This is a genomic window from Sedimentibacter sp. (genome assembly GCF_032080165.1).
GTDB lineage: Bacteria > Bacillota > Clostridia > Tissierellales > Sedimentibacteraceae > Sedimentibacter.
In genome coordinates this window covers 43,202-66,765 of sequence record NZ_DAMASY010000010.1, presented here as the reverse complement: position 1 = coordinate 66,765, position 23,564 = coordinate 43,202, and the positions used below count along the sequence as shown (strand labels likewise).

The 23,564-nt window shown below is 32.9% G+C and carries 23 protein-coding genes; 5 read left to right on the top strand and 18 right to left on the bottom strand.

All coding sequences use genetic code 11. The features are described 5' to 3' along the window. Positions 1-131 precede the first annotated feature (131 nt). Positions 132-773, top strand: coding sequence for a CAP domain-containing protein (locus RT412_RS13280; RefSeq protein WP_313344025.1), 642 nt, complete (start codon positions 132-134; stop codon positions 771-773). A gap of 107 nt (positions 774-880) precedes the next feature. On the opposite strand, the gene RT412_RS13275 is transcribed toward RT412_RS13280, so the two are convergent. The 7 genes from RT412_RS13275 to RT412_RS13245 form a co-directional block, all read right to left on the bottom strand. Further along, a complete protein-coding gene (locus RT412_RS13275; RefSeq protein WP_313344028.1) occupies positions 881-2,056 on the bottom strand; it encodes an aldo/keto reductase in 1,176 nt (391 codons plus the stop codon). Between the two features lie 146 nt (positions 2,057-2,202). Then, positions 2,203-3,159: an alpha/beta hydrolase gene (locus RT412_RS13270; protein ID WP_313344031.1), complete on the bottom strand. Its 957-nt coding sequence runs from the start codon at positions 3,157-3,159 to the stop codon at positions 2,203-2,205. Positions 3,160-3,297: 138 nt separating this feature from the next. Further along, positions 3,298-4,332, bottom strand: coding sequence for an XdhC/CoxI family protein (locus RT412_RS13265; RefSeq protein WP_313344034.1), 1,035 nt, complete (start codon positions 4,330-4,332; stop codon positions 3,298-3,300). A gap of 187 nt (positions 4,333-4,519) precedes the next feature. Continuing rightward, positions 4,520-4,681, bottom strand: a complete 162-nt coding sequence (locus RT412_RS13260; protein ID WP_313344037.1) for a CPC_1213 family protein — start codon at positions 4,679-4,681, stop codon at positions 4,520-4,522. A 232-nt stretch (positions 4,682-4,913) separates the two neighbouring features. Then, positions 4,914-5,414 (bottom strand): hypothetical protein, encoded by a 501-nt coding sequence (locus tag RT412_RS13255; protein ID WP_313344040.1) that lies wholly within the window; start codon positions 5,412-5,414, stop codon positions 4,914-4,916. After that, entirely contained in the window at positions 5,402-5,740 is a 339-nt protein-coding gene (locus RT412_RS13250) for a YtrH family sporulation protein (RefSeq protein ID WP_313344043.1), read from the bottom strand. Before RT412_RS13250 ends, RT412_RS13255 begins: the two co-directional genes overlap by 13 nt. A gap of 94 nt (positions 5,741-5,834) precedes the next feature. Next, a complete protein-coding gene (locus tag RT412_RS13245) occupies positions 5,835-7,829 on the bottom strand; it encodes a fructose-1,6-bisphosphatase (protein WP_313344045.1) in 1,995 nt (664 codons plus the stop codon). A 171-nt stretch (positions 7,830-8,000) separates the two neighbouring features. Between RT412_RS13245 and RT412_RS13240 the strand changes: the two genes are divergently transcribed. Next, the gene (locus tag RT412_RS13240) at positions 8,001-8,588 is read left to right on the top strand and encodes a putative immunity protein (RefSeq protein WP_313344047.1); all 588 of its coding nucleotides are present in this window, start codon (positions 8,001-8,003) and stop codon (positions 8,586-8,588) included. 22 nt (positions 8,589-8,610) lie between these two features. Here the strand turns inward: RT412_RS13240 and RT412_RS13235 are convergent, their stop codons facing one another. The 3 genes from RT412_RS13235 to RT412_RS13225 all read right to left on the bottom strand — a co-directional run bounded on the left by RT412_RS13235 (position 8,611) and on the right by RT412_RS13225 (position 11,395). Then, complete coding sequence (locus RT412_RS13235; protein WP_313344050.1) at positions 8,611-9,378, bottom strand: SDR family oxidoreductase; 768 nt, start codon at positions 9,376-9,378, stop codon at positions 8,611-8,613. A gap of 117 nt (positions 9,379-9,495) precedes the next feature. Then, positions 9,496-10,893 carry an AmmeMemoRadiSam system protein A gene (amrA, locus tag RT412_RS13230; RefSeq protein ID WP_313344052.1) on the bottom strand — a complete coding sequence of 466 codons (1,398 nt, stop codon included), beginning with the start codon at positions 10,891-10,893 and terminating at the stop codon, positions 9,496-9,498. Further along, the gene (locus tag RT412_RS13225; RefSeq protein ID WP_313344055.1) at positions 10,880-11,395 is read right to left on the bottom strand and encodes a nitroreductase family protein; all 516 of its coding nucleotides are present in this window, start codon (positions 11,393-11,395) and stop codon (positions 10,880-10,882) included. Before RT412_RS13225 ends, amrA begins: the two co-directional genes overlap by 14 nt. A gap of 142 nt (positions 11,396-11,537) precedes the next feature. Between RT412_RS13225 and kynU the strand changes: the two genes are divergently transcribed. Then, positions 11,538-12,818 (top strand): kynureninase, encoded by a 1,281-nt coding sequence (gene kynU / locus RT412_RS13220; RefSeq protein WP_313344058.1) that lies wholly within the window; start codon positions 11,538-11,540, stop codon positions 12,816-12,818. 66 nt (positions 12,819-12,884) lie between these two features. Here the strand turns inward: kynU and RT412_RS13215 are convergent, their stop codons facing one another. From RT412_RS13215 to RT412_RS13180, 8 genes are all read right to left on the bottom strand, one after another. Then, positions 12,885-13,694: a DUF4037 domain-containing protein gene (locus tag RT412_RS13215; protein ID WP_313344060.1), complete on the bottom strand. Its 810-nt coding sequence runs from the start codon at positions 13,692-13,694 to the stop codon at positions 12,885-12,887. Positions 13,695-13,710: 16 nt separating this feature from the next. Beyond that, the gene (locus RT412_RS13210; RefSeq protein WP_313344063.1) at positions 13,711-14,211 is read right to left on the bottom strand and encodes a GNAT family N-acetyltransferase; all 501 of its coding nucleotides are present in this window, start codon (positions 14,209-14,211) and stop codon (positions 13,711-13,713) included. A 15-nt stretch (positions 14,212-14,226) separates the two neighbouring features. Continuing rightward, positions 14,227-14,940 carry an NAD-dependent protein deacylase gene (locus RT412_RS13205; protein ID WP_313344066.1) on the bottom strand — a complete coding sequence of 238 codons (714 nt, stop codon included), beginning with the start codon at positions 14,938-14,940 and terminating at the stop codon, positions 14,227-14,229. Between the two features lie 146 nt (positions 14,941-15,086). Continuing rightward, positions 15,087-15,950 carry a DegV family protein gene (locus RT412_RS13200; protein ID WP_313344068.1) on the bottom strand — a complete coding sequence of 288 codons (864 nt, stop codon included), beginning with the start codon at positions 15,948-15,950 and terminating at the stop codon, positions 15,087-15,089. A 238-nt stretch (positions 15,951-16,188) separates the two neighbouring features. Then, complete coding sequence (locus RT412_RS13195) at positions 16,189-17,565, bottom strand: cation:dicarboxylate symporter family transporter (protein ID WP_313344070.1); 1,377 nt, start codon at positions 17,563-17,565, stop codon at positions 16,189-16,191. A 547-nt stretch (positions 17,566-18,112) separates the two neighbouring features. Beyond that, positions 18,113-18,253, bottom strand: a complete 141-nt coding sequence (locus tag RT412_RS13190) for an LDCC motif putative metal-binding protein (protein ID WP_313344072.1) — start codon at positions 18,251-18,253, stop codon at positions 18,113-18,115. 110 nt (positions 18,254-18,363) lie between these two features. After that, a complete protein-coding gene (locus RT412_RS13185; RefSeq protein ID WP_313344074.1) occupies positions 18,364-19,632 on the bottom strand; it encodes a DHHW family protein in 1,269 nt (422 codons plus the stop codon). A gap of 13 nt (positions 19,633-19,645) precedes the next feature. Beyond that, positions 19,646-21,055 (bottom strand): MBOAT family O-acyltransferase, encoded by a 1,410-nt coding sequence (locus RT412_RS13180; RefSeq protein WP_313413301.1) that lies wholly within the window; start codon positions 21,053-21,055, stop codon positions 19,646-19,648. A gap of 167 nt (positions 21,056-21,222) precedes the next feature. Here RT412_RS13180 and RT412_RS13175 point away from each other — a divergent pair, with 167 nt between their 5' ends. Further along, on the top strand, positions 21,223-22,194 hold the full coding sequence (locus tag RT412_RS13175; RefSeq protein ID WP_313344080.1) for a lysine exporter LysO family protein: 972 nt from the start codon (positions 21,223-21,225) through the stop codon (positions 22,192-22,194). 130 nt (positions 22,195-22,324) lie between these two features. Continuing rightward, the gene (locus RT412_RS13170) at positions 22,325-23,377 is read left to right on the top strand and encodes an RDD family protein (RefSeq protein WP_313344083.1); all 1,053 of its coding nucleotides are present in this window, start codon (positions 22,325-22,327) and stop codon (positions 23,375-23,377) included. Positions 23,378-23,564: the final 187 nt, after the last annotated feature.

The following is a 23,564-nucleotide window of genomic DNA, read 5'->3' as shown; positions in this document are numbered from 1 at the left end:
ATTGATGGTTACATTTAATAAACGTACATGCTATAATTTATTCATAACGAAACGCGAATGAGATATAAAGCTACTTTCGTTAACGTAAGGGGTAATTTTAAAAAACTTAAATTAAAAGGAGAATATATTTTATGAAAAACAAAATTTTAGCTTTAGCTTTAGGAACTATATTAGCATTATCTTCAACAACTGCTTTTGCAGCAGATATGAATACGGGATTTAATAACTTTAATGGTTTTTATAATTTCTTTAATTCATTTAATACAAATTATACTCAACCTGCAAAATCTTATAATGAACCACAAGCGGTTCAGACAACACAGCAAGCAGAAGCTGACTATGCACAACCACAGCAAAATGCGGCAACTACAAGTGCACCGGCCCCTTCAAGCGTAAGCTTCGAAGAAAGAGTTGCTCAATTAGTAAATGTAGAAAGACAAAAGAATGGATTACAACCTCTTACATTTGATGAATCTATTTCTAATGTTGCAAGATTAAAATCAAAAGATATGGCTGACAATAACTATTTTGCTCACCAATCTCCAAGATACGGCAGTGCCGGTGATATGTTAAGAAACAATGGAATTAACTGGTCCGCATGGGGCGAAAATATTGCATCAGGACAAAGAACTCCTGAAACAGTAGTAACAGCATGGATGAATTCAGAAGGTCACAGAGCTAACATCTTATCACCTAACTTTGGTAAAATAGGTGTAGGCTATGTTACAAATTCCAACGGAACTCCATACTGGACACAAATGTTCACAAATTAAGCAGACGACCCAAATCTCTGATTTGGTGTTGGTCGCTTATCCTGAGCGAAGCGAAGGATCTCAGCAACCTAAGGGAAGTTCTTCTAATTGAAGTACTTCCCTATTTTCTATTTAATCCTTAAAAATTTTCTTACAATTGTTATAACAGGCTTAAAGAATGTTCCTTCCATTTCTTTTTTTACTGTTTTTAATTGTTTCCTTATTTCAATATTTTGCGGGCAATGTTTTTCACATTTACCGCACTCTTTACAATTAGATGCAAATGCAGGTTCGGCTGAAAAACCGCCTAATGTCTGAATATATTTCCATCTTGAATGCTTATCTTGCAGCAAATACTTATCATTTAAACTTGAAAAGCATCCGGGTATGTTAACACCGTAAGGACAAGGCATGCAATAACCGCAGCTTGTACACGGAACTTTGGTTCTATTTATCATAATATCTTTAACTTCATCAAAAATTCTAAGTTCTTCTACAGTTAATGAATCAGGCTTTGCATCATTTGCTATCCGGACATTTTCATTTAATTGCTCAAAGCTGTTCATTCCTGATAAAATCACATTTACTTCTTTATGATTCCAAATCCATCTCAATGCCCATTCGGCAGCTGATCTTTTTTTATCATAGCTATTAAAGCTTTCTACAACCTTATTAGGTAAATTATTTACTAATCTGCCGCCTCTTAACGGCTCCATAATAATTACCGGAATACCCATTGTATGTGCTAAAATCAAACCGGACTTTGTCGCCTGATTATTTTCATCTAAATAATTGTATTGTATTTGACAGAATTCCCAAGGATATGCTTTAACAATCAACTCAAAATCTTGTTTGCTGCCATGAAAAGAAAATCCAATATTTTTTACGGTTCCTTTTTCCTTTTCTTCCTCCAGCCATTCCATCACACCTAAACTTACCATTTTGTCGAACATAGGCTTATCAGTCAGCATATGTATCAAATAATAGTCAATATAGCTTGTTTGCAATCTTGCTAATTGTATTGCAAATATTTTTTTTGCCGCATCCAAACTGTTTACCATATAAGGAGGAAGCTTAGTTGCTATTTTAACCTTCTCCCTATAACCACCGGACAGTGCCTTTCCAAGCACCACTTCATTTCTTCCGGCCTTATAAATGTATGCAGTATCAAAATAATTCACACCTTTTTCTATTGCATCCCTTATCAGCTTTATTGCCGCATCTTCATCTGATGGCAGCCTCATACATCCAAATCCAAGTGTGGATAGTTCATCACCGTTTTTTATATTCTTCTTTGTTAACATACATTTTCCTTTCAATTACTCTATAACCCAATATTATGCAGCAATAATATTAGAATTACAATATCAAATTAGAAGCATTTATCACATAATATGAATTTTATTTCACAAAAAACAAAATTATTCTGAATTAAGCGAATTTTCTCCTATTATTCAAAATGATAAATAATCTGTTGTACATTATTATTTTGAATTAGCTCAATCCATCTCAATATATCTTCATATACCTGTTCTCTATCTAATTCATTTAGAATTTCATGCCTGTCTTCTTCAAATAATTTAATCGATACATTTTTCATTTCCAAAGCTTTAAACATATCATAAGATTTATTAACACCTTTTCCAAAACCCCCTACAGGGTCGTTCTTTCCGGATATAAACAACACAGGAATTTCTTTAGGTATATTGCTTAATTTCTCTTTTTCATTCATTTCGATCATAATCTTAAACAGGTTATAAAATCCGTTTAAAGTAAATATAAACGTAATTCTTTTATCCGCCAAATATTCATCTACGATTTTCTCATCCCTTGTCAACCAATCGCATTTTGTTCTTGAAGGTTTAAATTTATCATTGTTTGCACCTAACACAAGATGATTCACATATTTGCTTCTATAATTCCATCCCTTGATTTTTGCCATGAATTTAGTTAAAAAAAGACCGAAGTTAATTAATCCCTTTGCTTGATGACCGGTTCCCATTATTATTGCACCATCAATTTCATCTCCGTAAACAGTAATAAAATACCTTGTTAAAAACGAACCCATACTATGTCCAAGCAAACAATATGGAATATCCGGATATTTCACTTTAGTGTTTATCATTAAACTATGCATGTCCTCAATCAACATGTTGTATCCGTCTGAATCACTAAAGAATCCCCTATCCTCTTCATTATTGACAGAGCTGCCATGTCCTAAATGATCATTACCGACAACCAATACACCATTATCAGCCATGTAGCTTGCAAATTCATCATATCTCTCCATATGTTCAAGCATACCATGAGAAATTTGAAGAACAGCTTTTACTTCTGTTTCCGGAACCCACCTTAAAGCTCGTATCTTAGTTTTACCGTCATTAGAATTATAATAAAACTCCTCCATTAATATCTTCCTCCAATTTAAGAATGGCTGCCAAAGCCGCAATTGGGAAATACAGTTCGCTTGCTGTACATAACACATCCCGAAAGTCCTACTGCTGTAACTGTTTTTCCTTTATAATGGTAATATATTTCGCTTTGTTCAGGATGACGAATTAGTTATCGGTTCTATAAAAACTTCAATTATTCCACCGCATACCATTCCATCTTCTTCAGCGTCAACTCCTGTCATATCAACCTTTATTAATTGACTTTCTTGATTATCAATAACTCTTAATGCCTTTTGTCTGACATCAGCTTCTACACAACCGCCGCCAATAGTTCCAATTGCTGTACCGTCCTTAAATATTACCATTTTTGTTCCCACTTCTCGTGGCGAGGAGCCCTTTCTTGACACTATTGTTGCTGTTGCTTTAGGAATATTGTAATACAATTCATTTAATATTGTATTAAGAATCTCATCATCATATACAGTTTTTCCTGATCTTTTATTTTTTACCTGTATAACCTCTGCCATAATTGAAACTGCAATTTCAGCCGGTGTTTCAGCACCAATTCTTAAGCCGATAGGTGTATAGACTTTATTCAAATCGTCTCTTGATATTCCTTTTTCCTCTAAATAATCCAATACTTTTGAAACTCTGAGCTTACTGCCTATCATTCCTATGTATGCATTTTCTTTTTTTATAATTTTTTCAAGGCATATTTGGTCATATCTGTGACCCCTGGTTACTATTATAAAAAATGTACCGCTATCTCCTTGTATTTTATCAAGGGCATCTTCAAATGGTTCATACATTACTGTATCAGCCCCTGCCTCTTTTGCATTGTTTATAAACATCAATCTATCATCTATTACTGTAGACGGTAAATCAAGAAGCTTGCACATTTTTATAACAGGCATGGAAATATGACCGGCTCCGCATATAACAACATTATAATTTTGTCTGATAAATTCAACAAAAATTTTTTGTTCACCATTAACTATTATCTGACTTTTTTTGTTTGACGGCAATAATGATAATAAGCTGTTCCAATCAATATTATAATTATTGGTAAAGACAATTTTATTATCTGCAAATATTGCCTTTGAACCCGTATTTTCTCCGGTTAAATATGTAATTATTTTATTTTCCTTTTCATTGTCCAATTGTTTTAAAGCTTTAAAAAAATCCATAAATCTCTCCTGATTTAAGAAATATCATAGTTTAATTATAAACTTCAATTGCTTTTTCGTCAATATAAGCAGATGACCCAAATTTCTAATTTGGTGTCAGTCGCTTATACTGTAAGCGCAATCAAGGAACGACAACTTGTCGTTCCTTTGATTTATAATAATTCATTAATGAAGCAGGCGGGCGTTTTCAACGACCTGTGTGGTCAATTTTATTTTGATAATTATCATCTTTTAACCCAAACACAGCTCTTGCACTTTCCGCCTGTGGATCATGCTTGATATGTTTTGATCGAAATTTTCCATCTTCTTTTTTATTGTTTTTTGTGCTTTTCATTTTATTGTCTGTCATATAAATCTCCCTAATCAGCAATGATATGTGTTGTTGCCTCATGTTACTTATGTGGTGTTGAAATTGCTTTTCTTGCTGATTTATTTTTTATGTTACTTATATTTTAACCTAAACGATTTTTTTGATACTGATTTAAATTTTCCAAAGCTTTTATTATTTACATGACACTTAAAATTAAAATTAAAATTGAAATTGCTTTTATTATTTAATAAATTGCAATAAAAACACAAGCTTAATAGGGGTAATGTACTTCCGTTACAGAAACATTAACCCATAATTTTAATACATCTGATAATACTAATTTGCTTACTGTCAGCTGATACTCTACTGCATCAAATTTTAAAATCCTTTTATCTACTACTTGCATCAATATATCTGCGTCCAGATTCTTTACTTCTTTTCCCAATAATGATGTGAATTTTTCCTTGATTGTTTTCTCTATGGAAATACTGTCTATCTGATCGATTTGTTCCTTGCTGAAGCTTGAAAAATCCAAATCAATAATAATATCCTTCAAAACAATGCTTGATTGATTAATTGACTTTTCTAATTTCTCTAACTTTTCATCCTTATCAATTATTGTATTTTCAAGATAGGCAATTTTTTCATAAAAAGTATCCATCCTATAGCTTATAATTGTGCTGATTCCTAATGCCCCGATTATTACACCCCATAACATGCCCGTTAAAAAGCATATAAAGAACCTATACCCTATATTGCTTACCTTCCCCATATACAACCACACCTTTGCAGCAATCTTATAAATTCATATCCAATGTTTGCTCCCGACAAAGATATCAATATATAAAGGGCTTGTTTTGCCAATGTTTTTATTTCACCATCAAAAATACCTTTTTCTATAACCGTGAAAGATGAGAATGTGCCTCCTAAGGATGCTGCTATTGCCCAGATTTTAATTGAGCTTGCAACCTGCATCATAATTTTATAAGGAGGATGATTGGTTATTATAGCACCAATTCCCGAGAACAAACTGGCACCTATTACAACACCGAAGCTTATTAAAAAGTTTTGCACTATACTTGAATAAAAAGAAGACATTTCATCACCAACCTTTTATAAATGGTATGATTGACGTAATGTCTTTATGATTGCAATATTAAATCTGAGAACAGCTGTTTCGCATCAATATAACTTACTGTTCTTTAATTAAACCGATTCTATATGCGTCTAAAAGCATTTCTAAATCTTTTATTTGTTCAATTATTTCCTTACCGTTATCTGTATCTCTTACTCTTTTTCTTTCTAATTCTTTTTCAAGAACCATTGTTGTTGAATGAATATCCTTTTCTTCTTCGATGGCTTTCTGTGTGGATTCAAAAGGATCATGAGAAACCAACAACAAGCCGTAAGAATTGTATGTCAATGTGTATCCCGCTATACCCGTTGTACCTTGATAAGCCTTTGAAAAGCCACCATCTATAACTATCAGCTTTCCGTTTGCTTTTATAGGACTTTCACCACTTTTGCTTCTTACAGGCACATGACCGTTTATAATATGTGATGTATCAGGATTCAATCCGAATTCTTCAAATATTATTCGGCACATTTTCTCACTGTCTTCTAATTTGAAATAATGACTTTTCTTTTCTTTATGAGTTTCCTTAGCATCAATAAAATATCTTTCGAAAGTAGTCATTTTATCCTTGCCGAACAATGGAGAATCAGGACCGGTCCACAAGTACCAGGTTATATCCATCCCATATAATTTTGCTTCAGGATTATTTTCATGGAAATATCCTTCCCTAACCAAAGTATCAAGTCGGTCAAAATACGCTTTTCCGCTATATGATTTTCCTGAAGATCCGATTTTAACTTTCTTGAATGTTCCATCCTCATTAACCGGGATGCATCCATGGTACAAAAGATTTGAATTAAATTTTAAATACATACTTCCGTTTGATAATAAAAATCTGATATGCTTCTGAAGTTTTTCACTGTTTAAAAATGAAAACTTTAACTTATCAATTAATTCCTTTTCCTCTTTAATCAATTGATATGGGTTCATAGGATCAATAGTCGGGAAATTCTTATCATTTAACTCATATATCTTACCATTTAACTCAATTGTACCCTCATCATAGTTAATTTTTTCAAGTAACAACCTGTCTTCCATGCAGAAGTGTATCCTTCTTTTAATAATTTCTCCTTCTAATTTAAATTGTATAATAGAAATTGCCTTATGCATTTTAGATATAAGTTTTAAATCATTGTCGGTACAAACTATGCCGTTTTCTAATTTTGGTTTAAACTGAACGCACTCGTCATCACCGTAAAACTCTAAAGCAAAGGTTGCAAGAGGCAGCATATTAATGCCGTATCCATCCTCAATCGTATCTAAATTTGCATATCTTGTGCAAATTCTGATTGCGGTGGCAATGCTTGCTTCGCTTCCGGCGGCAGCTGCCATCCACAGTACATCATGATTTCCCCATTGAATATCCACAGAATGATAATTCAAAAGTGTTTCCATTACCTTTTCCGCACCGGGTCCTCTGTCGAATATATCTCCTACAATATGTAATCTGTCTATAACCAATCTTTGAATAAGCTTTGACATAGCAATTATAAATTCATCTGCTCTGCTAACCCTTATAATTGAATTAATAATTTCGCTGTAATATTCTTCCTTGTCATACTCTTCAGGTCCCTTGTGCATTAATTCTTCTATAATATACGCAAATTCTGCAGGCAGTGCCTTTCTTACCTTCATCCTGGTATATTTAAATGCTGCTTTTCTGCTGACTTCAATAAGGCGGTAAATAGTAATCTTGTACCATTCCTCAATGTTTTCTTCCTGTTTATGAATGATTTCTAATTTTTGCTCCGGATAATAGATGAGCGTTGCAAGTGATTTAATTTCTTTTTCACTCATTATATCTCCGAAAACTTCAGTAATTTTACGTTTTATATTTCCCGAGCCGTTTCTCAGAACATGGTTAAATGATTCGTACTCTCCATGAATATCTGATAAAAAATGCTCAGTGCTTTTAGGAAGATTTAAGATTGCCTGTAAATTAATTATTTCTGTACATGCAGAAGCAATTGTAGGGAATTGTTTTGACAGTAGCTTTAGATAACGCAATTCTTGTTTTAATTCTAAAACTGCGTCCTCACTTGAATATGACATGACACTCTCCTTAATTAGATATTCTCCATTAATGGATTATTGTTTATACTATATATTATAGCACAAATATTATTAATGTCATTAAATTATCAGTTTTAATCTCTATAATTTGCTTTTAAGGTGTAAATACGCTACAATTAAATAATAAATGTGCTTGGAGGTGCTGATATTATGTTTTCTGATGTTGAAATTAAAATTAAAAGAAGAAATAAAATATTGTTTTCTCGTGATAGTCAATGCTTACAAGAGCTGCTGAAATTAATTCAATTACAAAGACACAGAACTCTTGTTATGTTGGCATTAGATTGTGCAAAAATGACACTTAATCAATTTGAATCAAAATATCCTGATGAGCAAAGACCAAGAGCTTGTTTGAAACTTTGTGATCTATGGTCAAAAGGAACAGTTAAAATGGCTGCAGCAAAACGAGCTATTTTAGATTCACATGCAGTTGCCAAAGAAATTGATGATAGTGAATATGGCGCCTTGTGTCATGCGATAGGTCATGCCGGAGCTACCGTACATGTTGAAACGCATGCCATTGGATTACCTATGTATGAATTGACTTCGATAGTTTTAAAGCATGGAAAAATAAACTATTCTACACCTGTAAAGGAAAAAATAAATTATTATTACGACCGTTTGCTGTATTGGCAGGAAAATATTGATAAATTTGATTATGATTGGGCAGATTTTTTATCGGATGATACAAGACCTAATAAGGAAAAACTATTGAGTGAAAAAGCACTTAAGATATAAGCTTAAGTGCTTCTGTATGATATTAAATAGCCGTCCAGCCGCCATCTACCGCAAGATATTGTCCTGTCGTAAAGCTTGAGGCATCTGAAGCAAAGTACACTACTGCTCCGTCAAGCTCTCCTCTTTTACCTACTCGTCCCATCGGGCAATAAGCTTTTAATACCGGTTCGAATGAAGGGTCGGATACAATTGCCGATGTCATCTCACTCTCAAAATATGAAGGTCCTATTGTATTTACTGTAATGTTGTATTTAGCCCACTCTACTGCCAAAGCCTTGCTCATGGCCATAACACCGCCCTTTGCTGTCATGTATGCAGATAACGGGAAAGAATTCATTGCAACCGTGCTGTGTATTGAACCTATGTTTATTATTTTGCCGTATTTCTGCTCCACCATTACCTTTCCCACTTCTCTTGCAACAAAGTATACAGCGTTCAGATTGAGACCGATCATTTTATTCCATTGTTCGTCGGTCTGCAGTTCAGCAGGCTCTGCAAATCCTACTCCGGCATTATTAACAAGTATATCAATTCTTCCAAAGTGCTCCTTAACCTCTGACACAGCCTTCTTCACCTGCTCCACATCCGTTACGTCGCATTGAACGGGCAGAGCCCTAACTCCTAATTTCTCCAGCTCAGACTTTACATCATTCAGCCTTTCCACTCTTCTTGCTACTATAGCAACATCTGCACCATCTCTTGCAAGTGCTGTTGCAAATTGAACACCTAATCCTGATGAAGCTCCTGTTACAAGAGCAACCTTACCTTTTAAACTAAATAAATCTGACATATATAAATCTCCCTTCTGACGAAAATTCAAAATTGTTGACATGATATTATTATACCCTAATTAAAGTTATTAAACATTTTTTAACAAAAAAAAGAGGTCATATAACCTCTGCACTTTTCAAATATGTCTTACAACTTCGAATCTTTCCATATTATAATTTTCATCCGGGTCAATTCCTGCCTTTTTTAAAGCGATGCTTACCTGCTCTTCAGGAGTGTCTATACCTTCAAGATTAGGTAAAAGCAAACCGCTTCTTCTTCCGTTTTTAACTATTACCCCGTATTTTTTTATATCAAGCTCACTTATAGATTCGATTGGCTCTGCTTCCTTTAAAACATCAACCGAATATTGGATTTTATTTAAATCTTTCTTAGTAACCGGATTAAAACGAGGATCCTCCAGACCCGCACTGATGGCATTTTGTATTATTTCATCTGCAATGCATTCAGTTGCAGCGGAAACGGTTCCTATACATCCTCTCAGCTGTCCGTTCATCTTCAAGGAAACGAATACACCCGCTTTATTATTAAGCATTTCTGCAGGCAAATTATCCGACTTTTCAATCTTATTATGGTGAAGCACATATCTTTCAAGCGTCTTTCTTGCTAAACGAACATATTCGTCTTCATTTTCCCTTAACCGATTTAGTCGATTTTCCTCTTCTATTTTATAAAGCCTGCCAAAGCACCTCATTTCATTTTCTCCTGTTACTTCAAAGGATGCAACAGCATATCCGACACCGTAAGGTCCTTCGTATGACAAAACTTGCGAATAAACTTCTTTACCGTCTAAAGCTCCTGCCATCATGATGAAGGAACGAAGTCCGCATTCGGCGGCAGCTTCGCAAAATTCTTCATTAAAGGTGAGAAAACTCATAAAATCGCCGCTTTTCATTGCTTCTGTAACTTCTTTATCAAATGCGGGACCCTCATCCGTATATCCATATGGTCCTTCATCCTTAAGCATATGAGACAAATCACCGCTGGCAATAAAAACAACCTTCCTGTTTAATTTTTCTGCTGCGCCGGCAATGCACCTGCCGAAATTGTAATGTTCTATAAATGACAGACCTGAAATACCAATACGTACTAATTTATAGTCGGTATAATGCTTATTTACAAAATATAAAGGTATCATTGTTCCGTGATCTAAGGATTTTTTTCTTTCCCCTAAGGTTCCCGCAGGTATATCCTTTTGTTCGGCAAGCTCTGATAGCTTATGGACAAATTCGGTATCATAATCTGCCTCAAATTTTACACCCGGCTCTCCAAATTCTCCGAAATCACCTTTAGCACCTTTTCCCGGCGATATATGTATGTAGTCAGAGTACATGATTGAATGCGGCGTAGTCACAACAATTGTATCCGGTCTTAATTCAGCTATCTTTTTAGCTATCTCGTCATATGCCTTTATTGTTTTTTCAATTTTAATTTCCTGTCCTCTCCCTATTTTCGGAATAATTAAGGGAGGATGCGGTACTATAAAAGTGTTCTTAATAAAATTAGAATTTTTCATAATGCACCTTTGAAACATCGATTTCGTTGTCTTCATATTTCCTGATATATTCAGCTTTGTATCCGACTGCCAGAACGCATACAATTCCGTAATAATGAGGAATGTTTAAAATGTTTCGCACTTGATTTTCAGCATCCCCGTTATCATTAAATCTCTTTCTGATTTGTATCCAGACTGAACCTAATCCAAGTTTTTCTACTTGCAGCTGCATATATGAAGCCGCTATGGATGCATCTTCCACCCATACATCGCTCTCCTCACAATCACATGCAACAACTATAGCGCAGGATGCCGTATCAAGACCATTTCCGCCTTTGTTTTTGCATTCCTTTAATTTGTTGATAGTTTCTTTGTCTTCTACTACTATAAATTCCACAGGCTTTTTATTTTTAGATGTAGGTGCCAGCAAACCTGCTTTGAGTATTTCCACTATAATTTCCTTTGGTAATTTTTCATCCTTGAATTTTCTTGTTGACCGTCTGTTTTTAATAACTTCTAACATTTTTTACCTCCTGTAAACTACTTGTTTTAGTTTAACACGATTTATATAAATTAACAATATTTCCTTCTTATTCTAAATTACTTGATATTATTAGTATAACATTGTAAACTGATTTTAATGTTATATAAAAGGGTGGTGCGTTATGTATAATTTCAATGATGGTTTAGATTTTGCCAAACAAATGGATTTCAATGATGAACTCAAAAGGTTTAAGGAAAGATTTTATATTCAAAAAGATGTAATCTATATGGACGGCAACTCATTAGGATTGTGTTCAAAGGATGCTGAAAAATATGTTTATAAGGCATTAGAAGACTGGAAAGCCTTGGGGATTGACATTTGGACAGATCAGAAGGCAAATTACTTTTTATATCAAGACAGGCTTGGTGCAATGATGGCTCCTTTAATTAATGCCGATGCGGAAGAAGTTACCGTATGCGCAAGTACAACAATAAACATACACAAGGCGATTGCAACCTTTTATCATCCTACAGAAAAAAGAAACAAAATAATCTTGGATGATATAAATTTCCCTACGGATAAATATGCTGTTTACAGCCAGATTAAGCTTCACGGTTATAACCCCGACGAATGCTTAAAGGTAGTTAAAAGCAGGGATGATAAATTTATATATGAGGATGATATAATTGAAGCTATGACAGATGATGTATGTTTAATTCTGTTGCCTTCCGCATTGTACAGAAGCTCTCAGCTGATTGATATGAAAAAACTGACTAAGGCTGCTCACGAAAAAGGAATTTATATCGGCTTTGACTTATGTCATTCAATCGGCAGCGTACCGCACGATTTTAAAAATATTGACTGTGACTTCGCCGTTTGGTGCACTTATAAATATCTGAGCGGCGGACCGGGAGCAATTGCCGGTTTATATATCAATAGAAAGCATTTTGACATAGAGCCCGGACTTGCAGGATGGCAGGGCAATAACAAGGAAACTCAATTTGATTTAAAACAAGAGTTTGAACACGCGAAATACGCAGGCGGCTGGCAAACAGGAACTCAGCCGATTCTAAGCATGGCTCCTATTGAAGGAAGCTTGAAAATGTTTGAAGAAGCCGGAATCAATAATATAAGAAAAAAATCCTTAATGTTAACGGCTTATTTGATGTATTTAATAGATATAAAATTAAAAAAATACGGTTTTAGCTGCTCCAATCCTACAATTGATGAAAAAAGAGGCGGACACGTCGCTTTAGAGCATGATGATGCAATAAGAATCACAAAAGCTATGAAAGAAAACAAAATAATCCCCGATTTCAGATTCCCTAATATCATCAGGCTTGCACCGATTGCATTTTATACTTCCTTTGAGGATGTATATGAAATGGTTGAAAGAATAATTAAAATTATGGATAATAAAGAATACGAAAATTTCGACAGCAACAGAGGAATTGTAGCATAACTTTAAGCGCAATAAAAAAGATAAATTTGAGCTCAAATTTATCTTTTTTATGTAAACTGTATATGATTAATTTGTCAGATTTTTAAGTTCATCACATAAATCGCGCCACATTTTATAGGACTCATCTAAACCTTCAGGGAAACCACCTAACTTTATAACCTTTAGTAACCTTTCAATGCAATTTTCCGGTTTAGTATTGAAATTTTCTATAAAATCAACAGTCCTTTTTCTGCTTGGAAAATATGTTTTATTTAGCGCGAATAATGCTTGTAAAAAATTATCAATTCCAATATCTAATGCAAAGTGATAAAAAAGTACATCCTTTCTGTTTACTGCTCGTTCCAAATCTTCGGTATCATCAAGCTCAACAATATTACGTTTAGTAATAATATTTGATAATTCATCAGGGTAATCAGTTAATCTTTCTTTTATAGACTTTAAAAAATTAGTTTTATCATATAAAATTGTAATGTTTTTTAACATTGCGTTTCGTCCGATTGGATAATAGTAGTTGTCTAATTTGTCAGGTAAATCTCCTTTGAGTGTAGATTCTACATTGGCTAATGTTTCACTTACTGTAAAATACATTAACCAGGTTTCAACTCCGTTAATAAGCAAAAAGTCTCCTACTCCCCAATTACCTCCGGCAAAAATATTTACTTTTCCATCTTCTATATTGTTTCCTAATTGATTTAATATAGCTTGTCTGCTATCAGTGCCGGGTATTTTATCACAATATATAAAAATATCAATATCACCTTCACCTGCTTTTGGCAATGAAGTTTTACTACCGCTGATACCTATTGATTGTATTTCATTTAAAATAGAAATATTTTTAATTAATGAATTTAAGATTTTTTCTGTATTATCAATCATTACATCTCACCACCATTTACAGTATTTTCGCCATATAATATTCATCATAGTATTTGCCGTCAATTAATGCAGCCATTTTTCTTGTTCCTTCAATCTCGAATCCAAATTTTCTATATAAATAGATCGCTATTTTATTATCAGTAATTACTGATAATTCAAGCTTCTTTATATTGCATTCATTTGCCCATTTAATAATATTTTGATATAACGAATATCCAATTCCTTGATTACTATATTCATTTAGTAAGCCTGATAAAATTGTTGCTATATGATGATTACCTGATGAATGACCTTTTACTGCAATAACATAACCTATTATCTTAGTGTCATCTGCAGCAACATAACATATATCACCATTTTTTATTATTTTTTCTATGTTTTGTTTTACTATATTTTTATTTATTTTTCTTTCTCCGCATTCAAAAAATATAAACTTAGTTTCACGTTCTAACTTTTTTAAGAACTCACAAAACCCATTAACATCATCAATAACTCTTTCTCTGATTATTATGTTCATAATTATACTCCATTTCTAAAGCTTTATATTTTCAAAAACCTTACCAATGCTATCATTTATGACCAAATCAGCTCTGCTGTCCATTGATGTGGAAGATTTATTAACCAATACTAATTTATTGCCGTTGAAATAATTGATAAGTCCGGCAGCAGGATAAACAATAAGTGATGTTCCTCCGATAATAAGAACATCTGCACTTCTTATATAGCTTATAGCTTTTTCTATTACTTCTTCATCCAGACCTTCTTCGTACAACACTACATCCGGCTTAATAATTCCGCTGCATGTACACGTAGGAACATCTTCATTATTTACGATGTAATCTACATTATAAAACTTACAGCATTTCATACAATAATTTCTATGAACCGATCCATGTAATTCTAAAACATTTTTACTTCCGGCGGCTTGATGTAACCCATCAATGTTTTGAGTAATGACAGCTTTAAGTTTACCCATTGATTCCATTTGCGCAAGTTTAATATGTGCCATATTTGGTTTTGCGTTCAAAAATATCATTTTGTTTAAATAAAAATCGTAAAACTCTTTAGGTTGTCTCATAAAAAAACTATGTGAAATTATTGTTTCCGGAGGATATTTATATTTTTCATTATATAAACCATCGACACTTCTAAAATCGGGAATGCCACTTTCTGTTGAAACTCCCGCTCCTCCAAAAAAAACAATATTATTGTAATTTGATATAATACGTTGAAATTCAGTTATCATATTGAGCTCCTTTCCAATAATATTCATTAAGCTCAATGATATTACATTTAAGCTTAATATTAGTACTCCTTAATATAGGTGCAAGGCTCCGGAAGGCGGGTGTTTTCAGCAACCTGTGATATTAGTTCTTTTAATCCCCTATGTATTTACCTTTTTTCACCCATAAAAACCAAACAAATCATATTAGGTCCCGTATGAGAGCCGATTATTGGACCAACGTAGTTAATAACAACATCTTTAACATTAACTTCTTTTAAAACTAAATCCCTTAGCTGTTCCGCTTCCTTCAGGCAATCACCATGATTTATGAACACAACCTGTTCCTGTGGTTCTTTTATGCGTTGAAGCTCCTCCAGCAAAGCTTTTATTGATTTTTTTCTGCCTCTGACTTTTTGTACAACGCTTAACTTACCTTCATCATCAAGGTTCAGAATAGGTTTTACATCCAATATCGTTCCTACGGCTGCACTTGCTGCCGATATTCTTCCGCCTCTTTTCAGATGGTCCAAGCTATCAATTATAAACCAGTGATTTGACTTAAGTTTATTTTCTTCAACCCAATTTATTATTTCATTCTTTGTCATACCTTGCTTTAATAACTCATTGGCATAAAATACAATTGCACCAAGACCAACAGATGCACTCTTTGTATCAATCAATGTTATATCAGCTTCGGGTATTTCTTCTTGAATAATATTTCGTGCAGTTATTGAATTATTAAAAGTCTGGCTCAATTCTGAGGAAAAACCTAAATATATCACTGAATATCCTTCTAAAACATAATGCTTAAATATCTTCTCAAAGGTATATACAGTAATTTGAGAGGTAGAAGGCAGACGTCCGTTTCTAAGCTCATTATAAAAATCCTGATAGCTTAATGATTTTCCGAAATCGTCTACATATTCATTTCCGTCAATTGAATATGGAAATGGTATTACTTCTAAATCATTTTCTTTAATATAATCATAGGATAAATCACAACATGAGTCCGTAATTATTTTAATTTTCATTATAAATTCCCCTTAAATAAAATTTATACATATAATTTTAGCACGAAAAAAAATTAATATCAATAACGGGAAATGCTAAAAATATTAATTCTTCAGATTTTAATTTTTCTAACTGTTTATACTTTTCATATAATTTTTCTGTTTTTATCCAAAATCAAAATATTATCTGCAATTAAATGCAAAATAAAAAACTTCCTATGAATAATAACTTCATAGGAAGTGGATATTATACATTTTCTTAGTACTGAATTTTACTGTTATATACATCAGTATTTAATTCACCCATAAGCTTACTTGAGACAATTCCTGCAACCATTGAATCACTAACATTAACCATAGTTCTTGCCATATCAATAAGAGGTTCTATCGCGATTAGCAGTCCTGCCAAGCCAACCGGTAAGCCCATAGCTGACAAAACAGTCAATGCAGCAAAGGTTGCTCCGCCTCCTACCCCGGCGATACCAAATGATGATAAGGCGGTTACTATAATTAATTTAATTAAAAAAGCAGGTGCCAAAGGATTAATTCCGACCATTGGTGCAATCATCACAGCAAGCATAGCCGGGTAAACTCCTGCACATCCGTTTTGTCCGATACTTGTTCCTAATGAAGCAGCTAAATTGGCATGCCCTTGAGATACACCTAACTTTTCAACCTGTGCATCTACATTAAGAGGCAGGGTTCCTGCTGATGATCGCGAGGTAAAAGCAAACATCAATGGTGTTGCGGCTTTTATTACATAAGTTATCGGATTTAATTTAAACATAGCTATTATCAATAAATGAATTATAAATACTATTGCCAATGCCACATAAGAAGCAATTACAAAATTTATAAGTTTTAAAATTTCATTAAAATTACTTGTTGAAACCATTTTTGTCATAAGTGCCAACACTCCATAGGGTGTTAATCTCAAAATCATGGTCACCATACGCATTACCACATCATGAAGCATATTAATAAATTTCGCAAAGCTTTGTGCGGATTCCGGCTTGGATTTTCTTATACCTATGGCCGCTATTCCGATAAAAGCTGCAAAAACAACTACTGATAATGTTGAAGAGCTTCCCTGTCCTGTCATTGAATAAAACGGATTAGTAGGTATTATTTCTACTATCTGATCCTGTATCGGCCTCGATTTAAAATCTTCAAAACGAATTTCTGTATTCTCTACAGCCTTTTGTTCTTTTTCTCCTATTTCAAGGCCTTCGGCATTAAGCTTAAACATATTTGCAGTACTTGCGCCTACTAAGGCTGATATGGCCGTTGTTATTAGTAAAATTGCAATAATTTGAGTTGCCATTTTGCCTAAGTTTTTAGAATTCTGGTTTATAATCGCTGAAGTTATAGATATGAATATAAGTGGTATAACTATCATTCTCAATAACCTTACGTAGCCTGTTCCAACAATTGAAAACCATGTATTTGATTGTTTTACTACTTCGGATGATGCCCCATGATATAATTGCAATACCGCACCAAAAACAATGCCCAGCGCCATTGACAAAAGAACCCTTACTGTAAAAGAAACTCTCTTTTTCTTTAGAAACGCAATGCCAAAAATAATTGCCGACATTAATATTATATTAATTATAACTGAAATATTTGTACTCATCTTATTCTCCTTTTATTATTTTTTATTTGTTATTATTATATTTATTATTTTATATAGCAAAAGATTATTGATTTTTTAATCACCTCCTTAATAATATGAAAAACAAAAAACTCCTGCCTCTGAAAACTCAGAAGCAGAAGTATAATTCCGCGGTCCCACTCTGTTTAGACAATATAATAATCTTGCCTATCTCATATCCAACACTAACATGTTGTATCTCAATAACGGGAGACCCGTAGCAGCCTACTGTTATTCGGCCTAACATTCATAGGGGCACTTCGACTAAGCTTATACATAGAGCCTTCTCAGCTATAGGCTCCTCTCTGTCTGGTCCACAAAATCTACTTTCCCTAATCACCATGTTTAATCATATTAATTTCTTGCTTATTATATTAGTTGATTATGAAGATATTATGTAGATACAGCTTTTTGTATACTGCAATGCTTCATTATTTCTTCACAATTATTTTGTAAAATTAACTCATGTCCCACATTATTAAATAAAAATTTTACCTACAAAAAACCCTAAGTAATTCCAAGAAATTACTTAGGGCTTTTTATTTGCATTGTTAACATCTTGTGTATTTTTAGGTTTGTTTAAATCACAACAGTCCAACCTGCCGCTGCCAAAGCTTTTTTCATTCTCCTTAGCTAACCTATCCAGCCAGTTTTTAATAAATTTAAACACGATACCACTCCTTTTCACAATAATGGCTTTTGCTTTATTATAAAACATAATAATGAAGATATTATGAATAATAGCCCCCGTTTCCATAGGCAGCGGGAGATATCTTAATTTTATTTTACTAAATTCAAAACACTGTTCATAAAGCTGTCAAAGTTTGTTGTCAGAATATAATTTAAAAACATTACTTCTCCAATATTATTATCCTTAACTAAGTCAACTATACTTTCTTTATAATGTCTTGGGTCAACTACGTATATTTCCCTGTAGTGAGGCGTTAAAAACGGAATGAAAGCATTACCGTAGGAATCCTTTATAACCATGATTTTTCTATCTGATTTCGCATTAGTTTTGATAACGCCGAGAGGAAAATCACCGCCTAAAAAAACACCGTATTTTTGATCTAAATCAACATATGTTTTATTGATTACTTTACCATTATATGATTTCTTTTCACCTGTTTCCTTGTCATAATAAAAAACTTTCATATCAGTTTTAACCGGTGGATTGTAATAAATTACATTATCGGGATTATTGTTTACTTTTTCAGACGGATTTACCGTTGAAATATGACCGAGGAATCCCGGAGCCTCACCTTCTTTATAGCTGTCTAAAGATACAACTTCATGTCCAGCTTGCTTGGCGAAACCGGTATATGCATAATATGCTCCAAGAGATGTCCAGTGATGATCTGTTCTGTAATAAACATATTCATCAATATGTTCCTTAATGGGTGTATAAGCATCAACTGCAGCTATATTCTTTGAAAAATTATTATTGACAAACTCTATGGCATCATGCTGTGAGTCAGATAAATTCTTATATTTTTCGTTATTTAAAAATTCTATCCGGATAGGTGCCAACAGAGAATAAACTTGAACTTCTTCGCCTAAACTGCTGCTGACCGTATTAATCATGTCTGCGTACAGCTTGGCTTTATCTTCTTTAAATTTATACAATTCCATAACGGTATCATTTAAAATTAACAGATTTCCTTTTGTATTTCCCTCAGTATTATTATCTTCGGTTTTTTCACTATTATCTTCAGTGTCTTCGTTGCCTCCTACATTTTGACCGGCAAAATCAACCAAAAATGCTTCTTCTTCCCTTTTTACACCTTTTAAAGACGTTATTTCTTTACTTATCTTAACTAACTTTTCTCTGTTAAAGAAATGGTCGGTAAAAAAACTTTCAAAATCTCTGGAATATTTCCCGGACAATATATTTTCCACACTAAAAACAGGTTTCTGTGTCAAAGATCTGTTTTCAACCTCTGAAACTGTTTTATTCTTAGGAGTCAGCATGTTCAAAATTGCAATTATATAAATTAAAGATATAAATATAAAGATGTTTAAAAACGACAATTGATTTTTTTTATTCATCTTGCTGCCTCACTTAAAATCTAAAGTATAAAAACGGATTATAAGTTTGTCCGACTAACAGTATGGTACTAATGATTAAAATTACAGCATTGAATACTACTACTGTCAATTTAGACGGTCTATAATTGTTTATAACTATTAGTTCATTTAATTTTGTATATATAACCTTAAACACAGGTGTGCTTGAAAAAGCTGCAAATATTAAAAATATTACATTATTGAAAAATTCAACTTCAAATTTAATGTCGTATAAAGGATTATTACCATAACCAAACAATATACCGATAAACTGTAATCCTTCTTTAATATCAATAAAATAGAAAAATACCCAGCCTATTATAACTATAAGCATTAAATAAATATGTGATAATACAGACGGAATTTTATCTAATACTTTAGATAAAATTTTTCTTTCCAACAATAAGAAAATGCCGTAATACAAGCCCCATATAATAAAGTTCCAGCTTGCTCCATGCCATAATCCGGTTAACATCCAAACTATCATAACATTACGAACAAAGTTTTTTCTGTTACCTCCAAGAGGAATATAGACATAATCTCTGAAAAACGAGCTTAAGGAAATATGCCATCTTCTCCAGAAATCTTGTACACTTTTTGCAATATATGGATAATTAAAGTTTTCTTTATAAGTAAAACCAAACATTCTGCCGAGTCCTATAGCCATATCCGAATAGCCGGAAAAATCAAAATAAATTTGAATCGTATACATTATTATTCCAAGCCAGGCGCCTAAAACTGATATTTCATTTAAATTGCTGTCCAAAAACGCAGTTGCGACCTGCCCTGCCATATTCGCGATTATTACCTTCTTTAATAAACCGATTATAAATCTGTTGATTCCATAACTGAAATTACTCGGAATTATAACTCTGTTATCTATTTCATTAGCCACATCAATATATCTTACTATCGGTCCTGCAATCAGTTGGTGATAAAGTGACATATATAAAAGCAGCTTATAAAATTTCTTTTGAGCAGGCACATCTCCTCTGTATACGTCTATAACATATGAAATTATTTGGAATGTATAAAAGGATATACCAATCGGCAACCCGATAGAGCTGAAACCTATATTTGTATTTAAAACAAAATTTATATTGCTGACAAAGAAATTATAATACTTAAATATACCAATCATTGATAAATCAATTATTATGGCCAGATACAAAAAAAGCTTACTCTTAAATGTACCTTTATACTTATCTATCAGTAATGCAAAAGAATAATTGACGATTCCGCTAAATAGTAATGCGAAAATAAAAAACGGTTCACCCCAGGCATAAAAAAACAAAGAGAAACCTAATAAAACAATGTTTTTATAGGTATTATTTTTGCTCATAAAATAAAAAAATAAATTTATAGGGAAAAACAAATATAAAAAAACTAAACTTGAAAATACCATTTATTCTATATTATCCTCCAATTTATTACATAATACTACCTAAATACTATACCACTTGTTTTCAATAAATACAACGGAAATAATTGATAACCCTACTATAATGATTGATTTCTTACCGTTCACATAGTATAATTTAACAACTATATATTTCCGGAAGGATAAAATTTATGATACCATTTGTTTGCTTAAGTATTGGGATAATTTTAGGGTTAATTGTGAAAAATGAAAAGTTCTTCATATATTCCGATAAAGTATCAACATTTGCTTTAACATTATTAATGCTGGTAATTGGTTTTGGTATAGGACTTGATAAATCAATAGTGGACAATTTTATAAAGATAGGTATAAATTGCGTAATTATTGCAACAGCGGCCATTGCATTTAGTGTTCTTTTAACATTTATCGTGGAAAAGACAGTACTTCCTTTGGATAAAATCGTAAGTGTTTTAAAAGAAAGTAATATACAATTAAATGACCAAAATAAACAAAATGAATTATTTAATGATAAAAATGATGAAAAGGATAAAAAGAAAAGTAATCTTGTATGGATAATGCCTGCCAGTATAATTTCAGGCCTTGCAGCAGGAATATTCCTAAGATCCGTACTATCGAGCTCATTTACAGATTCATTTTTTACTGTAGCATTAATAGTTTTGTATATTTGTGTAGGAATTTCTCAAGGAAATAATAAGGAAATATTCTTTTATTTTAAACTTATCGGATTCAAAGTTATTTTAATACCAATTGCTATTTTATTGGGAAGCTTAATCGGAGGCATAAGCTCAGGTCTTATATTAAAATTACCATTATACATTTCGACAACGTCAGCAGCAGGTATGAGTTTTTATAGTTTAACAGGTGCCTATATGACACAGCAATACGGTATAGAAATAGGAACATACGGATTTATAGTAAATGTAATGCGTGAATTCTTTACTATACTTACGATGCCTTTGTTAATAAAAATAAGCCCGGGAGCACCAATTGCAGGAGGTGCATCTGGAAATATGGATACGATGCTTGCACCAATAACAAAATTCGTAGGCATAAACTTAAGTTTAGTTACATTATTAACAGGAATGATTCTCACATTTGTCGTTCCGCTGCTTTTGCCCGTCGTTTCCATAATTTTTCAGTAATCTTTCTTATAAAAGTCACTTAAAGAATTAAATTCCTCAAATATTATGATATAATTAAAAAAACATTTGACTATGAACAGGCTTTATAGTTTATCATTAATACAATAAATGATAGAGGGTGAGTAATATTATGATAAAAGAAACAGATAGCACATATTTTTCGCAGGTATTTTATCCATGGCGCAGATTTTTAGCGAGGTCGTTTGACATCTCTATGTACAATATACTTTGGTCAGTTTTTCTTGCATTTATATTTCATGTAAACGTGGCAGCAAGAAGCGGTTCTGAGACCTTACTCGATACTTTCATAGTATTTATTATGATGTTGTTTTTAGAGCCGTTATTTCTCCGTTTATTTGGCACTACACCCGGGAAGTTTATCTTTGGACTCAGGATAGAAAATCCTGATGGGGAACATCTTTTCTATAACGAGGGTTTAGACCGAACATTGAGAGTAATAGGTACCGGCATGGGATATAACATACCAATCTATAACATTATTCGCCTTTTGAAAAGCTACACACTGTGCAGAGAGAATGAAATTCAGCCGTGGGATGAATCAATATCTTACACCATCAAGGACACTAAATGGTATCGAGGCTTATTTTATATCGTTGCATCCATAGCATCATTCGCTGTTTTGTTTACGATAATGTCTGCACAGCTGCTTCCTCCAAACAAAGGTGATTTGACCGTAGCAGAATTTGCCGAGAACTACAATTATTATGCTAATCTTTTCGACATCGATTTAGGTGATGAATATATGAATGAAACGGGGAAATGGGAAAAGAAAAAAACTGATGGTTCCGTAATATATATTGGTCTTAATGAAAAACCTGAGTATCATTTTACAATGGAAAACGGATATTTGACAGGAGTTTCATTTGCAATTGAAACAGAGAATGAAGAAAGCTTCATTACTCCATATGACAAACAGATGTTTCTGTCATCTCTTGCATTTGCGTGTGCACAGAATGAAATGAGATTATTTTCAAAAATCCCGAATCGGATAGCAGACAAAATCGATAATAATATTTTTAAGGACTATAATTTTGCAGAGGCAGGAATCACCTTCATGTGTGATATTGAGTATTCCGGCTATAGAGAAACACAATCCCATTTAATGTTTCCGTCAAATACGGATGAAAACTATTTTAGTCTGAAGTTTTCAATGAATAAATAATATCTTAATTTTTATAAAAAGCAAAGTAGTAGATTTCCAAAAAAACAAAGCCAAGCCTCAATGTCATTAAGTTAAGATAATAAAATTAAAGTTTAAAAACAGAGTATGTTAAAAATGCATGCTCTGTTTTTTTGAGTAATCTCCCAAAATTTATATAAAAACAACTCTTGATAAATAGTAATATTAT